Source organism: Mesorhizobium sp. WSM4828 (assembly GCF_055811175.1).
Genome location: NZ_JBVVQK010000017.1, coordinates 20,651 through 34,218, shown reverse-complemented (window position 1 = coordinate 34,218; position 13,568 = coordinate 20,651). Strand labels below are relative to the sequence as shown.

14 protein-coding genes are annotated in these 13,568 nt (G+C 63.1%); 10 read left to right on the top strand and 4 right to left on the bottom strand.

The window, feature by feature from the left end:
- The first annotated feature begins 83 nt into the window (after nucleotides 1-83).
- The 6 genes from AC0L2X_RS19550 to AC0L2X_RS19525 all read left to right on the top strand — a co-directional run bounded on the left by AC0L2X_RS19550 (nucleotide 84) and on the right by AC0L2X_RS19525 (nucleotide 5,012).
- Nucleotides 84-875 carry an ABC transporter ATP-binding protein gene (locus AC0L2X_RS19550; protein WP_352491105.1) on the top strand — a complete coding sequence of 264 codons (792 nt, stop codon included), beginning with the start codon at nucleotides 84-86 and terminating at the stop codon, nucleotides 873-875.
- Nucleotides 865-1,383: an endonuclease domain-containing protein gene (locus AC0L2X_RS19545; protein ID WP_473561423.1), complete on the top strand. Its 519-nt coding sequence runs from the start codon at nucleotides 865-867 to the stop codon at nucleotides 1,381-1,383. Before AC0L2X_RS19550 ends, AC0L2X_RS19545 begins: the two co-directional genes overlap by 11 nt.
- A complete protein-coding gene (locus AC0L2X_RS19540) occupies nucleotides 1,383-2,261 on the top strand; it encodes an ABC transporter permease (RefSeq protein WP_352491106.1) in 879 nt (292 codons plus the stop codon). Before AC0L2X_RS19545 ends, AC0L2X_RS19540 begins: the two co-directional genes overlap by 1 nt.
- A complete protein-coding gene (locus AC0L2X_RS19535; RefSeq protein WP_352491107.1) occupies nucleotides 2,258-3,394 on the top strand; it encodes an ABC transporter permease in 1,137 nt (378 codons plus the stop codon). Before AC0L2X_RS19540 ends, AC0L2X_RS19535 begins: the two co-directional genes overlap by 4 nt.
- A gap of 40 nt (nucleotides 3,395-3,434) precedes the next feature.
- The gene (locus AC0L2X_RS19530) at nucleotides 3,435-4,406 is read left to right on the top strand and encodes an ABC transporter substrate-binding protein (RefSeq protein WP_352491108.1); all 972 of its coding nucleotides are present in this window, start codon (nucleotides 3,435-3,437) and stop codon (nucleotides 4,404-4,406) included.
- Nucleotides 4,407-4,559: 153 nt separating this feature from the next.
- Nucleotides 4,560-5,012 (top strand): CHRD domain-containing protein, encoded by a 453-nt coding sequence (locus AC0L2X_RS19525; protein WP_352491109.1) that lies wholly within the window; start codon nucleotides 4,560-4,562, stop codon nucleotides 5,010-5,012.
- 51 nt (nucleotides 5,013-5,063) lie between these two features.
- Here AC0L2X_RS19525 and AC0L2X_RS19520 read toward each other — a convergent pair whose 3' ends face one another.
- The 3 genes from AC0L2X_RS19520 to AC0L2X_RS19510 are packed head-to-tail and all read right to left on the bottom strand — an operon-like array spanning nucleotide 5,064 to nucleotide 8,900.
- Nucleotides 5,064-6,713: a thiamine pyrophosphate-binding protein gene (locus AC0L2X_RS19520; protein ID WP_473561421.1), complete on the bottom strand. Its 1,650-nt coding sequence runs from the start codon at nucleotides 6,711-6,713 to the stop codon at nucleotides 5,064-5,066.
- Entirely contained in the window at nucleotides 6,710-7,885 is a 1,176-nt protein-coding gene (locus AC0L2X_RS19515) for a CaiB/BaiF CoA transferase family protein (RefSeq protein WP_473561420.1), read from the bottom strand. The genes AC0L2X_RS19520 and AC0L2X_RS19515 overlap by 4 nt, the downstream gene beginning before the upstream one ends.
- A 34-nt stretch (nucleotides 7,886-7,919) precedes the next feature.
- Nucleotides 7,920-8,900 (bottom strand): alpha/beta fold hydrolase, encoded by a 981-nt coding sequence (locus AC0L2X_RS19510; protein WP_473561419.1) that lies wholly within the window; start codon nucleotides 8,898-8,900, stop codon nucleotides 7,920-7,922.
- Nucleotides 8,901-9,166: 266 nt separating this feature from the next.
- On the opposite strand from AC0L2X_RS19510, the gene AC0L2X_RS19505 reads away from it, so the two are divergent.
- From AC0L2X_RS19505 to AC0L2X_RS19490, 4 genes are all read left to right on the top strand, one after another.
- Entirely contained in the window at nucleotides 9,167-9,952 is a 786-nt protein-coding gene (locus AC0L2X_RS19505) for an alpha/beta fold hydrolase (RefSeq protein ID WP_473600263.1), read from the top strand.
- Entirely contained in the window at nucleotides 9,949-10,398 is a 450-nt protein-coding gene (locus AC0L2X_RS19500) for a MarR family winged helix-turn-helix transcriptional regulator (RefSeq protein ID WP_352644767.1), read from the top strand. Before AC0L2X_RS19505 ends, AC0L2X_RS19500 begins: the two co-directional genes overlap by 4 nt.
- A gap of 122 nt (nucleotides 10,399-10,520) precedes the next feature.
- A complete protein-coding gene (locus AC0L2X_RS19495) occupies nucleotides 10,521-11,534 on the top strand; it encodes a ribonuclease T2 family protein (protein ID WP_473561416.1) in 1,014 nt (337 codons plus the stop codon).
- Nucleotides 11,535-11,607: 73 nt separating this feature from the next.
- Nucleotides 11,608-12,219 carry a hypothetical protein gene (locus AC0L2X_RS19490; RefSeq protein WP_473561415.1) on the top strand — a complete coding sequence of 204 codons (612 nt, stop codon included), beginning with the start codon at nucleotides 11,608-11,610 and terminating at the stop codon, nucleotides 12,217-12,219.
- Between the two features lie 27 nt (nucleotides 12,220-12,246).
- Here the strand turns inward: AC0L2X_RS19490 and AC0L2X_RS19485 are convergent, their stop codons facing one another.
- The gene (locus AC0L2X_RS19485; RefSeq protein ID WP_473561413.1) at nucleotides 12,247-13,542 is read right to left on the bottom strand and encodes a GGDEF domain-containing protein; all 1,296 of its coding nucleotides are present in this window, start codon (nucleotides 13,540-13,542) and stop codon (nucleotides 12,247-12,249) included.
- Nucleotides 13,543-13,568: the final 26 nt, after the last annotated feature.

The window sequence follows — 13,568 nt, the reverse complement described above, 5'->3', positions numbered from 1 at the left end:
GGGCGAGTGGAAAGCAACATCGGGGTAAAATCAATGGGATTCCGGCCGGCGCCGCAGTGGCCGGAAGCGGCAGGCTACGGCCGATGACGGGAGCATCGCCAGCCGTTGTTTCGGCAAGCAAGCTTGGCCTGACCTTCCAGACCAATGATGGTCCGGTGCAGGCGCTGTCGAATGTCGACCTGACCATCGGCAAGGGCGAATTCGTATCCTTCATCGGGCCTTCCGGCTGCGGCAAGACGACCTTGCTGCGCGTCATCGCCGATCTGGAGAAGCCGACATCAGGAGCCATCTCCGTCAACGGCATGACGCCCGAGGAGGCGCGCCAGAGCCGCGCCTATGGCTATGTCTTCCAGGCGGCCGCACTTTATCCGTGGCGCACGATCGAGCGCAATGTGGCGCTGCCGCTGGAGATCATGGGCCTGTCCAGGGCGGAGCAGGCGGCGCGCATCAAGCGAACCCTCGACCTCGTCAACCTCAGCGGCTTCGAGAAGAAATACCCCTGGCAGCTCTCGGGCGGCATGCAGCAGCGCGCCTCGATCGCGCGGGCGCTCGCCTTCGACGCCGACCTTTTGTTGATGGACGAGCCGTTCGGCGCGCTCGACGAGATCGTGCGCGATCACCTCAACGAACAGCTGCTGGAGCTTTGGGAGCGGACCAACAAGACCATCTGCTTCGTCACCCATTCGATCCCCGAGGCGGTTTATCTGTCGACGCGCATCATCGTCATGTCGCCGCGCCCGGGCCGCGTCAGCGACGTCATAGAATCGACGCTGCCGAAAAAACGGCCGCTCGATATCCGCGAGACGCCGGAGTTCCTGGCCATCGCGGCACGGGTGCGCGACGGGCTGAGGGCAGGGCACAGCTATGATGATTGAGGGGGATGAACTCCCTCCTCTCCCCAGCGGGGAGAGGGTGGCCGGAGCGAAGCGGAGGTCGGGTGAGGGGGCGGCGCCGACAGATCCGACCAAAAGAAATGTCGGGGCAACCGCTCTTGCCCGAAAGCTCCGGTTTGACGAGACCGAAGCTGAGTACCGGCTTTGGGGGGAACTGAGAGGACGTCATCTCAACGGTTACAAATTTGTGAGGCAAGTGCCGCTTGGGCCTTTCGTCGCAGACTTCGTTTGTCGCGAAAGGGGTCTGATTGTTGAAGTCGACGGCAGCCAGCACGCAGATTCTCCAACCGATCCGGCGAGAACTGCCTGGCTGAATGGCCATGGCTATTCCGTTCTTCGGTTCTGGAACCATGAAGTTCTGGCCGAACGTCGAGCGGTCCTTGATACGATTTTGGCTTGCCTCGACGGAAAGATTTCTACCCCCTCACCCGGCCTCCGCTTCGCTCCGGCCACCCTCTCCCCGTTGGGGAGAGGAGGAGAGAGCCGCTGATGGACTCCTTCCGCGACAAGCTCGTTCCGGTGACCTCGATCCTCCTGGGCGTGGTCGTCGTCTGGTACGTCATGGCTGTCATCCTCAACGCGCCGTTCCAGCGCGATCTCGACCGCCGCGCCAATCAGACGCCGGGCGTTGTGGAATTCATCGGCAAGACGCTGGCACAGCCGAAGCCGACGCTGCCGGCGCCGCATCAGGTGGCGGTGAATTTTTTCGAAAACACCTTTCTGCGCAGCATCACCTCGAACCGCAGCCTTGTCTACAACGCCTGGGTGACGCTGTCGTCGACGCTGCTCGGCTTCGCCTTCGGCACGGCGCTCGGCATCGTCATTGCCGTCGGCATCGTACATGTGGCGACGCTCGACCGCAGCCTGATGCCGTGGATCATCGCCTCGCAGACCATTCCGATCCTGGCGGTGGCGCCGATGATCATTGTCGTGCTGGCGGCGGTTGGCATCACCGGGCTGATTCCGAAAGCGCTGATCTCGACGTATCTGTCGTTCTTCCCAGTGGCGGTTGGCATGGTGAAGGGACTACGCTCGCCCGAGCTCACCCATCTCGACCTGATGCACACCTATTATGCCAGCCCCTCGCAGACCTTCTGGAAATTGCGGGTGCCGGCCTCGGTGCCGTTCCTGTTCACCTCGATGAAGGTGGCTGTCGCCGCCAGCCTGGTTGGCGCCATTGTCGGCGAGCTGCCGACCGGTGCGGTCGCCGGCATCGGTGCCAAACTGCTCGCCGGCGCCTATTACAGCCAGACCATCGACATCTGGTCGGCTCTGGTTGCCGGCTCCGTGGTGGCGGCGCTGCTGGTTATGCTGGTCGGCATTGCCGGGCGCCTAGTCGACCGCGCCATGGGCGGGAGGCCGGCATGAGCGCGCTCCTGAGCCTTTCCTCAATCACCCCCCGATCCTGGCAAGGTTATGCCGCGCTTGTCCTGCTTGTCGGCGCGCTGCTTCTTTGGCCGCTCGTCAGTGCTACGGCCGGTTACGGCATGGCGGCTACGGTTTTGATTTTCATTTTGCTGCTCGTGGCAATCGAGGCCGACAACTTTCCACCGATGATCGGGGTGGTGTTGCTGTTCCTTGGCGCGCACGGCGCGGCGTGGATGCTGCTCGCCGGCATAACCGGCAATGAGGGCAGCGCTCGCGCATCCTTCTATCTGCTGCTCGTCGCTGCGTGGTTTTTGGCCTGGCGCTGCGTAACGGTCTTGTCGTCGTTTCGCCCGACGTCGCGCTGGGCGTCAACCGCCCTGCGCCTGATCATTCCGGCCATCTTTGGCGCCTGGATCCTGATCATCTGGGAAGCGGTGACGCGTGGTGCCGGCATTCCCTTCATCCTGTTGCCGCCGCCAAGCGCCATCGGTGCACGCATCGTCGGCTCGCTGCCGGTGCTGGGGGCCGATGTCAGGCAGACCATCTTCAAGGCGGTCATCTTCGGCTATGTGGTGGGCAGCAGCGCCGGCTTCCTCGTTGCCATAGCCGCCGACCGCGTGCCGTTCCTGCGGCGCGGGCTTTTGCCGATCGGCAATATGGTGTCGGCGCTGCCGATCATCGGCGTCGCGCCGATCATGGTCATGTGGTTCGGCTTCGACTGGCAGTCGAAGGCAGCGGTGGTCATCATCATGACCTTCTTCCCGATGCTGGTGAACACCGTCGCCGGGCTTGCCGCCTCCGGCCATATGGAGCGCGACCTGATGCGCACCTATGCCTCGAGCTACTGGCAGACGCTGTTCAAGCTGCGGCTGCCGGCGGCGGCACCCTTCATCTTCAATGCGTTGAAGATCAATTCGACGCTGGCGCTGATCGGCGCCATCGTCGCCGAGTTCTTCGGCACCCCGGTGGTCGGCATGGGATTCCGCATTTCGACGGAAGTCGGGCGGATGAACATCGACATGGTGTGGGCCGAAATCGCAGTTGCAGCACTTGCGGGTTCGGTCTTTTATGGCGTGGTCGCTCTTTTCGAGAGAGCAATCACGTTTTGGCATCCCTCTGTCCGTGGTGGATAGGGGCGGTGGGTTTAGGGCGCTAACTTCAGAGGGTAAAAACATGAAAAGACTTGTTGTTTCGATGCTGGCCGGCGCGATGTCGCTTGTCGCGTTCCAGGCGATGGCCGCGGACAAGGTGACGCTGCAGCTGAAATGGGTCACCCAGGCACAGTTCGCCGGCTACTATGTCGCCAAGGCCAAGGGCTTCTATGAAGCCGAGGGCCTCGACGTCGACATCAAGCCCGGCGGCCCGGACATCGCACCCGAGCAGGTTATTGCCGGCGGCGGCGCCGACGTCATCGTCGACTGGATGGGCGGTGCGCTGGCTGCGCGCGAAAAGGGCGTGCCGCTGGTCAACATCGCCCAGCCGTTCAAGAAGGCCGGCATGGAGCTGGTCTGCCCGAAGGACGGCCCGATCAAGACGGAAGCCGACTTCAAGGGCCACACGCTGGGCGTCTGGTTCTTCGGCAATGAATATCCGTTCTATGCCTGGATGAACAAGCTTGGCCTCAAGACCGACGGCGGGCCGGACGGTGTCACCGTGCTCAAGCAGAGCTTCGACGTGCAGCCGCTGATCCAGAAGCAGGCGGATTGCATTTCGGTCATGACCTATAACGAGTACTGGCAGCTCATCGACGCCGGCTACAAGCCGGAAGAGCTGACCGTCTTCAACTATTCCGCCATGGGCAACGATCTGCTCGAAGACGGGCTCTATGCATTGGAGGACAAGCTCAAGGATCCGGCCTTCGAGGACAAGATGGTGCGTTTCGTGCGCGCTTCGATGAAGGGCTGGAAATACGCCGTCGACAATTCCGACGAGGCGGCGGGCATCGTCATGGACAATGGCGGCCAGGACGAGAACCACCAGAAGCGGATGATGGGCGAAGTCGCCAAGCTGATCGACAATGCCGATGGCAAGCTCGATCCGGCGACCTACGAGCGCACCGCCAAGGCGCTGCTTGACCAGAAGATCATCAGCAAGGAGCCTACCGGCGCCTACACGACGGCGATCACCGATAAGGCCATCAAATAGAGCTATCAAGCAGGCTCTGCTGGAAGACGAAAAGGGGCGGGCGACCGCCCCTTTTTAGTGGGATGTAAAATGAACGTTACCGGCGGAAACATCCGCTCGCAAAATCGTTGTGCCAGTGCATCCGCCTCAAGGGTGTCACAACGGAGGTTTTCCATGCGCATCCAGTCCTTCACGCCGATGCTTTCGGCGCTGGCCATTTCTGCAGCCATCTTCTCTGCTTCACCGGCCCTGGCCGAAACTATAAAGATGACGGCGACGCTCGATGGTGCTCAGCAGAGCCCGCCCGTCACCACGAAGGGCAAGGGCACCGCCACGCTCAGGTTCAACACCGCCACCAAGAAACTCAGCTGGACGGTGAGATATTCCGGCCTCAGCGGGCCGGCGACGGCCGCACATATTCACGGCCCGGCGGCAAAGGGTCAAAGCGCCGATCCGGTGGTGCCGTTCGAAGGCAAGCTGAAGAGCCCGATCAAGGGTTCGGCGACATTGACCGATGCCCAGGCCACCGATCTTGAGGCCGGCAAATACTACGTCAACATCCATACCAAGAAAAATCCGGACGGGGAGATCCGCGGGCAGATCGAGAAGGCGGCGGCGACGATGTAGCGCAAGCCATTCCGCCGACGGAAGGGGCGGACGACCGCCCTTTCCGTTGGATTACGACTTGTCGCGTATTTGCGTCATCGTCCGGGTCGGCGTAATGGCCTCGGGGTCGAGCCTGATCTCGACAATCGACGGCTTGCCGCTGGCGCGCGCGCGTTCGAAGGCCGGCGCGAAGTCGGCTGTCGTCTCGACCGTTTCGCCATGACCGCCATAGGCGCGGGCCAACGCCGCAAAATCGGGATTCCGCAGATCGGTGGCGACGACACGGCCGGGATATTCGCGCTCCTGATGCATGCGGATTGTACCGTAGATGCCATTGTTGACGACGATGACGATGATCGGCAGCCCGTATTGCACGGCGGTGGCGAATTCCTGGCCGTTCATCAGGAAACAGCCGTCACCGGCGAAGGCGATCACGTCGCGGTCGGGGAAAAGCTGCTTGGCGGCGACCGCCGCCGGCGTGCCGTAACCCATTGAGCCTGACGTGGGTGCTGCCTGCGTGCCGAAACGCCGGAAGCGATGGTAACGATGTACCCAGGTGGCGTAGTTGCCGGCGCCGTTGGCGAGGATGGCGTCGTCCGGCAGCATCGTTTCCAGATAATTCATGATCGGCCCCATCTGCACGGCGCCGGGGCCGCTCTCCGGAGGCGTCGACCAGTCGAGATAGGCGGCGTGCAGCTTCGCTGCCTCCGCCGCCCACACCGGCGTTGCGGTCGGCTTGTGTTTGGCAAAGGCTTCGACGAAAGCGGCAGGCGAGGCATTGATCGCCAGCGCCGGCCGGTAGACGCGGCCGAGTTCGCCGGCGTCGGCATGGATATGGACCAGCGTTTGGTCGGGGTAGGGGCTCTTCAGCAGCGTGTAGTCGGATGACGGCATCTCGCCCATGCGGCCGCCGATCAGCAGTACAAGATCGGCCTGCTTGATGGCGGTTGCTACTTTGGGATTGATGCCGATGCCGACATCGCCGGCATAGTTCGGGTGGAGATGGTCGAACAGCATCTGGCGGCGGAAGGAGCAGCCGACCGGCAGCGACCACGCTTCGGCTATCGTCCGCATCTGTGCAACGGCCTGCGCATCCCAGCGCGTACCACCAAGGATGACGAAGGGCCGCTTTGCCTTGTTGAGCAGCTCGTCCAGCGCGTCGAGCTCGGCTTCGCCAGGCCGCGTCTCGACAGGGGTGTAATGCCGGGCTTCCGGTGCCTCGGCGAGGCTGGTCAGCATGTCCTCGGGCAGCGAGATGACGACCGGGCCCGGGCGGCCGGACGTCGCCACCGCAAAGGCGCGTGTGACGAATTCGGGGATGCGTGCGGCGTCGTCGATCTCGATCACCCATTTGGCGATGTCGCCGAAGAACCTGACATAGTCGACCTCCTGGAAGGCCTCGCGCCCCTTGGCGTGGCTGGCGACCTGGCCGATGAACAGGATGAGGGGGACCGAATCCTGCATGGCGATGTGGATGCCGGCCGAGGCATTGGTGGCGCCTGGGCCGCGGGTGACGAAGCAGATGCCGGGCTTGCCGGTCAGGCGGCCATGGCAGTCGGCCATCATCGCGGCACCGCCCTCCTGGCGGCAGACGATGGTGCGGATCGGTGAATCATGCAGCGCGTCGAGCACCGCCAGATAGGATTCGCCAGGTACGCAATAGATACGGTCCGTTCCGTTGGCTTCGAGCGCATCGACGATGAGTTGTCCGCCGGTCTTCATTTTCCTGACCTCTCCAGTTCGGCAAGGATTTCTTCGGTGTGTTCGCCGAGACGCGGTGACGGACGCTCATAGACCAGCGGCGTGCCGGACATGACCATCGGCGCCCGCACCGAGGGCAAGAGATTGCCATGGCCGTCATCGAGGTCGAGCCGCATGCCGCGCGCGATCGTCTGCGGGTCGGCAAACATCTGGCCGATGTTGTTGATCGGGCTGGCTGGGACGCCGGCGGCTTCGAGCCTGGCCAGCAGCGGGTCGCGATCGAAGGTCTTCAGCGCCTCGATTATATGCCCGCGCAGCTTTGCCCGGTTGGCGACGCGGGCGGGATTGGTGGCGAAGTCAGGGTTCGACGCGAGCTCGTCGAGGCCGACGGCAGCGCAGAACTTTGCGAACTGGCCGTCATTGCCGACCGCCAGGATGATGTGGCCATTTTTCACCGGCACCACTTCGTAGGGCGCGATGTTCATATGCGCATTGCCCATCTGCACTGGCGACTGTCCGGAGACGAGATAGTTGAGGTTCTGGTTGCCGAGCGTCGAGATCTGGGTGTCGTAGAGCGCCATGTCGATATGCTGGCCTTCGCCGGTCTTCTCGGCATGGCGAAGCGCCGCCTGGATGGCGATGACCGAATAAAGCCCGGTGAAAACATCTGAAATAGCGACGCCCGCCTTTTGCGGTTCGCGGCCGGCTTCGCCGGTGATCGACATCATGCCGGCCATGGCCTGGATGATGAAATCATAGCCGGCGCGCGGCGCATACGGTCCCGACTGGCCAAAACCGGTGATCGAGCAATAGATCAGCCGCGGGTTGATTTTCTTCAGGCTGTCATAGTCGAGGCCGTATTTCTTCAGTCCGCCGACCTTGAAGTTTTCGATCAGCACGTCCGATGTCGCGACCAGCCGGCGCACCGTCTCGGCGCGCTCGGGCGTCGAGAAATCGATGGCGATGGAGCGCTTGCCGCGGTTGCAGGAATGGTAATAAGCGGCCGACAGGTTCTCGCCGTCATGGCCGATGACGAAGGGCGGTCCCCATTTGCGGGTGTCGTCGCCGCCGTCCGGGCTCTCGACCTTGATCACGTCTGCGCCGAGGTCGGCAAGCAGCTGCCCGGCCCATGGCCCGGCGAGGATGCGTGCGAGTTCGATGACGCGAATGCCTTTGAGCGGAGGCTCAGTCATGGATCACCATGGTTGATCGAAAGCGCAGCCTCTATCAACCCCGCGCGCCGCTGTCACGGCCCTTGCAATGGGCCAAGTATCGCTGTGCCCTCAGCACGCGGTCGGCCCAGGCGGCAAAATCCTCCATGATGATGTCTCGGTTGATCTCGTTCAGGCTTTCGTGGCGGGTTTCGGCGTAAACCTTTGAAACGAGATTCGAAAAACCCATCATGTGCATCCGGCCGGCAAGATGGCTGACCGCCTTGCCGCCATCCGAGGCCGGATCCTGCTCGCCTCCGACCAGGTTGACGGACAGGTCGCGCCGCACGCCGGAAAAATTGCGGTCGCTGCCGCAATGCAGCGTCATCTTGACGATGTCCTGCCACATCGACACCGACGCATCCCAGCCGCAAAGCGGGTCGGCGATGTATTTCTCGACTTCAACGGCATCGCGCGACAGCCAATCGAACGGCGTCCGGTGATTGGGCACGGCCTTGCCCCAGGCCCGGAATGTCAGCTGGGGCAGCAGGCGCGACGGCACGTCTGAGCCAAGCCGGAACTTTTCCCAGCCAAGCATGCCCAGCGCGATTTGGCCGAGCAGGCCGGCCGAGAAATTGCCGTTCCAGATTGCGGCGGCATGGATGCGCGCCGAGTGGCGGAGGACAAAGTTCAGCGCGACCGACGCGCCCAAGGAATGGCCGAAGACGATGACCGGCAGGCTAGGCCGTTCCCTGGCGATCAGATCGTGGACGGCGGCGACATCGGCGATGACCTTGGCACCGCCATCCGCATCGGCGAACCTGCCAGGTGGCGCGTCGGGTGCCTTGGTAGCGCCGTGGCCACGGTGGTCGTGCGCGTAGACCTGGTAGCCGCGCGCGCCGAGGAAATCGGCGAAGCGGGCATAGCGCGCGGCGTGTTCGGCCAGCCCGTGATTGATCTGGATGACTGCCCGCGGCTCGCCGACGGCGTTTTTCACATAGAGGTTCAGCCCGGCGCCGGTCGGCGATGCCAGCATCCTCTGCTCGTCAAATGGCATGTCTCGCTCCCGTCGGCGACTGTTGGGCGACGCAGCGATCGACGTCAAGGGACGTAGTGTACCCATTCGACGGTAGTTGACAGTATGCTGTCAATGTGATTATATGACAGCATACTGTCAAATGATCGGCAGCAGATTGGGGGTATGACTATGAAAACCACCGGGCCATTTCGCGGCGTGCAATCTTGCTGGCGAGCCTCGCCTTTACGACGGCCACCCTGCTGCCAGGGATTGCTGCGTTCAGTCAGGAAACCAGGGAGATGACCATGATGACGTCCACCGTTCCGGGCCCACAAGGCAAGCTTGCCACTTATAGGATCAACTCCGGCAATGGCCTGCCGATCATGTTCCTGCATGGAGATTGCAGCCGCGCTTCCCACTGGGACCGGGTAATGCAGCTCTCCGTCGAAGGCCGCGAGGCGGTAGCCTTCGATTTTCGCGGCCATGGCGCCTCCGCGCCGGCGCAGGACGGTGACTATGGCTATGACGGCCGTGCAATGGATGTCGGTGCCGTGGCCGACGCGTTTGGCCTGAAGCGGTTTCTCATTGTCGCGCACAGCGGCGGCGGTGGCGTGGCGCTCGCTTATGCCGCCAGCCATGCCGACCGGGTCGCCGGTGTCTTGCTCGTCGACCCGGCGACCGATCCTCGTGCGCTGCCGCAGGCGATTCGTGACGGCTTTGTCCGCGATCTGGCCGGTCCGCAAGGCCGCGATGTCCTGAACGCCTATTACACGTCGATTGCCGGCCCTAACGCGGCTGTTCGCCAGCGTGTTCTGGCCGATGCGGCAGTGGTCGATCCGGCGGCGAGGGCAGGTGTCGGCAAGGCACTGGCCGAATGGAACCCGGAGCCGGCACTCAATGCGTATCGCGGGCCGATGTTCGTATTGGCTACCGAGGCCAGTGACACTCCAGCCGCGCTCTACCGGCTGCGCACGGACATTCCGCGCCAGATCGTGGCAGTCAGCGGCCATTGGGTGATGCTTGACAAGCCCGAGGTGGTAGCCGAAGCCGTCAACAATTTCGTCGCGACCATCGAGGCCGGCCAGAAATGACGACCAGGACCGAAGCCGCAAATGTGCTCACCGATCTGGTGCTTGCCGTGTTCAGGATGAACGGCAGTTTTCTGGATGCGGCCGACCGGCTGGCCGCTCCAACCGGGCTGACGGCAGCGCGCTGGCAGGTTTTGGGTGCGGTTTTGAAGGAGCCGAAATCCGTGGCCGACATCGCTCGCGACATGGGCCTCGCCCGTCAGAGCGTACAGCGGCTGGCCGACATACTGGCTGCGGAGGGGCTTGCCGCCTACGCCGACAACCCCGCGCATCGCCGCGCCAAGCTGTTGTCGATAACCGATGCCGGCCGGGCAGCGGTCAAGAATATCGGCACACGCCAGCATGTTTGGGCGAACCGCGTTTCGGAGGGTATGGACGCCGACGCGCTAAAAGCCTCGCTTGATCTGCTGCGCACCCTGACAGAACGGGTGGAGGCGGGCGGATCCTGATCGACCACGCGGGACCCGTCTCAATGCGCTGGCGATTGTTTTTTTGCGGCCGGCGAAACAAATCGTAATTCTGACATGTCGCAAGTTTCTAGCTTGCGGCGTGAATCATGAGGAGTGCCGGAATGCGGATTTGGGCGATATGGGGGGCGGTGTTTCTTGCGTTTGCTGGCACAAGCGTGGCGCGGGCCGATGTGAAGATGACCGGCTCTTTCGTTGCTGATTTCGCCTGTCCGGCGACGCAGGCGATCAAGAACGGCAAGAACCCCGGCAATGTCTCGACCGCGGCTGGCCAGAGCTATGATCTCCTGGCCGGCAACAAGGACGCACCAACGCACTATCTCATCCGCGTGCCGGGCGCCGATCCGGAGCGCCGCTGGGTCAAGATCAGCTGCGGCCATGTTTCGGGCGGCAGCGCGTCGACGATGCCGGCTGCACCGGCGCCTGCCGAGCCGAACAAGCCATCGGCGTCCGGAAAGCCGGAATATGTCTTCGCGCTGAGCTGGCAGCCGGCTTTCTGCGAGACCAAATCCGGCAAGACTGAATGCCGGACGCAGACCGCCGCCGGTTTCGATGCGACCCACTTCACCTTGCATGGATTGTGGCCGCAGCCGAACGGAAATTTCTATTGCCAGGTCGCGGCAAGCGACAAGGCGAACGACGATCCTGCGCACTGGCGAGACTTGCCGGTGGTCACCCTTGACCCGAAAACGCGAGCGGAACTCGACCAGGTGATGCCGGGCACCGCATCCGCCCTCGAAAGGCATGAATGGATCAAGCACGGCACCTGCTACGGCAAGAGCCAGCAGGAGTATTTCGCCGACGCCTTGAACCTGATGCGCGCGGTGAACGCGTCGCCGGTGCGCGATCTCTTCACCAAGAACATCGGCAAGCAGCTCACGTCCGATCAGATCCGCAGCACCTTCGACAGCGCCTTCGGCAAAGGCGCGGGCGACCGGGTCCGTGTGTCCTGCGTGGTCGATCCTTCGAACGGCAGGCGGCTGATCGGCGAGCTGACGCTCGGCCTTACCGGCCCGATCGCTTCGAACGCTTCGCTAGGTGCCCTGCTGCTAGCCTCGGCGCCAACAACCAAGGCCGGCTGCCCGAAGGGCACGGTCGATGCCGTCGGGTTCCAGTAAACAGGCCGAACGCGACTGTCGCTTTGCACCGGGGATGGTATGATCCCTGGGTATCATTCGCAGGGGGGTGGCGATGAGTGGCATGACGGGCGGCGCGCTGGCGCGGCTGGCGTTCTGGGCCAAGGGCATGACGGCGATCCGCGACGGCCATATGGAGTGGCCGGGCTTTTCCTACACCGAAGTCGAGTGGGTGCGCATGACCACGCTCGCCAAACCCGTCGGCGGCGGCACGTACCAATTGTTCACGCTGGTCAACGCGGCGATCTTCATCGCCATTGCGGCGCTCGGGATCTTCTGTGTCTTCCTGCCGATGGCGGAGCTGCTGTTCCCGGTACCGGCCGAAACCAGTGCGCTCAAGTTTTCGCTGCTCCTGGCGGCATGCGCCTTGCTGATCATCGGCATAGGCCTGCCGGTTTCGCTGCGTCTTTCGACCGCGCTGGTCGCGCCGAAGTCGCTGCACGCCGCGCTTGTCGCCGTGCCCGGCGACCAGGCGCTTGCCGCAAAAGTGTCATGGCAGATCAACCGGATCACGCTCGTGCTCTGCGGCCTGCTGGTGCCGGGCATCCTTCTGTTCATTGCCTACGACATCGATGCTGGTCCGATTATTACCGCGTTGAAATGGCTGGCGATCGCGCTGATGGCGGTTTCGGTTGCGATCGGCGCATGGCAGCGGCGCAAATCCTGATTGCCCCAAGCAAAGGCCAGAGTAGCGTTACGCGCCGGCGCTGCGCTCCGGCCTGGTCCACGTGTTGCGCCCGTCTGCTTCGTTGCCGCCCGGTTCGCCGACAACGCGATCGCGCCCCGTCGATTTGGCCTTGTAGAGACGCTGGTCGGCCAGCGCGAAGAGATCGGCAAGGCAACGGGTGGTCTCGCTGACCGTCGAGATGCCGGCGCTGATGGTGATGTCGAACCGGCTGGTGCTTGCGGACGTCTTGACCGCTTGCCTGACGGTTTCGCCCAGCAGTCTGGCAAGCGGCTGCGGACGCCAGCCAAGGATGGCGAATTCCTCACCGCCGATCCTGAACAATTGATCTTCGGTCCCGACAAGTTCGCCAAGCAAAATCGCCAGGGCTTTCAGCACCTTGTCGCCCTCGGCATGGCCGAAGCGGTCGTTGATCGATTTGAAGTGGTCGACATCAATGATCAGCAGGCTGAGCGGCCTGGCGGTGCGCAGACTGGCAGCAACGGCGGCCTCGCCATCGCTGTCGAAGCGCCCCCTGTGCAGCAGGCCGGTGAGGCCGTCGCGACCGACATGCTCGACCAGCGCCTCATAGCGCTCGCGATAGGTCAGCGTGTCGAAAATGTCGGAAAGCCCGCGCGGCGCCGGCACCTGCCGCGCCTCGAACCACCTGATATAGGCGACCAGCATGGTGCTGTAGACCAAGGCCGCTGCCATCTTGGCGAACCAGCCGCCGAAGAACACTGCGACCGGCGCACCGGTGACGAAATGCAGCGCCGTGAAAAAACCTGCCTGGTCGAAGGTGAGCACGCAGGCGACGGAGACCAGGATGCGGGTGAAAAGCGCCTTGCGCAGATATTTACCGAGCTTTTCATAGAGCAGGATGATCAGGATGGCGTCGACGAACAGCAGCGTCGTGCCCCACACCATCAGCCAGCCCATCTCGTCGATAAAGCCGATGTCGGGAAGCTTGCCGTCGGGCAGCGGTGCGATGTCGTGCAGGCGCAGGATCAGCACGAGCCCGATCATCAGAGTATTGCCGAGCAGCAGGCCGTAGATCGGCTGGCGGACGGTTGCCGCGTCCTCCTTGATGTAGAGCAGGAGAAGCATGACCAGCTTGCCGGAAAACAGCACGGCCGAACCCGGCGACACCATGCCGAACGGCAGCGCGACGTAGAAGACGCTGGCGAGATAGGTTTCCAGGAAATGCATGACGCCAAGGGCGCAAACAAAGACGCCGAGGCCGATGCGGCCCCTGAACCGGAAAAGCGTGACCATGATGCCGAAATAGAGAACCGCTTCGGCAAAAAGCAGGAAACTGTTCAGCACGGCCCGATCTCTCTCCCCGAAATCGC

Bases quoted from the DNA above. Each gene is read 5' to 3' on its own strand.
- AC0L2X_RS19550 (WP_352491105.1), top strand. From the start codon at position 84: ATGACGGGAGCATCGCCAGCCGTTGTTTCGGCAAGCAAGCTTGGCCTG.
- AC0L2X_RS19545 (WP_473561423.1), top strand. From the start codon at position 865: ATGATGATTGAGGGGGATGAACTCCCTCCTCTCCCCAGCGGGGAGAGG.
- AC0L2X_RS19540 (WP_352491106.1), top strand. From the start codon at position 1,383: ATGGACTCCTTCCGCGACAAGCTCGTTCCGGTGACCTCGATCCTCCTG.
- AC0L2X_RS19535 (WP_352491107.1), top strand. From the start codon at position 2,258: ATGAGCGCGCTCCTGAGCCTTTCCTCAATCACCCCCCGATCCTGGCAA.
- AC0L2X_RS19530 (WP_352491108.1), top strand. From the start codon at position 3,435: ATGAAAAGACTTGTTGTTTCGATGCTGGCCGGCGCGATGTCGCTTGTC.
- AC0L2X_RS19525 (WP_352491109.1), top strand. From the start codon at position 4,560: ATGCGCATCCAGTCCTTCACGCCGATGCTTTCGGCGCTGGCCATTTCT.
- AC0L2X_RS19520 (WP_473561421.1), bottom strand. From the start codon at position 6,713: ATGAAGACCGGCGGACAACTCATCGTCGATGCGCTCGAAGCCAACGGA.
- AC0L2X_RS19515 (WP_473561420.1), bottom strand. From the start codon at position 7,885: ATGACTGAGCCTCCGCTCAAAGGCATTCGCGTCATCGAACTCGCACGC.
- AC0L2X_RS19510 (WP_473561419.1), bottom strand. From the start codon at position 8,900: ATGCCATTTGACGAGCAGAGGATGCTGGCATCGCCGACCGGCGCCGGG.
- AC0L2X_RS19505 (WP_473600263.1), top strand. From the start codon at position 9,167: ATGATGACGTCCACCGTTCCGGGCCCACAAGGCAAGCTTGCCACTTAT.
- AC0L2X_RS19500 (WP_352644767.1), top strand. From the start codon at position 9,949: ATGACGACCAGGACCGAAGCCGCAAATGTGCTCACCGATCTGGTGCTT.
- AC0L2X_RS19495 (WP_473561416.1), top strand. From the start codon at position 10,521: ATGCGGATTTGGGCGATATGGGGGGCGGTGTTTCTTGCGTTTGCTGGC.
- AC0L2X_RS19490 (WP_473561415.1), top strand. From the start codon at position 11,608: ATGAGTGGCATGACGGGCGGCGCGCTGGCGCGGCTGGCGTTCTGGGCC.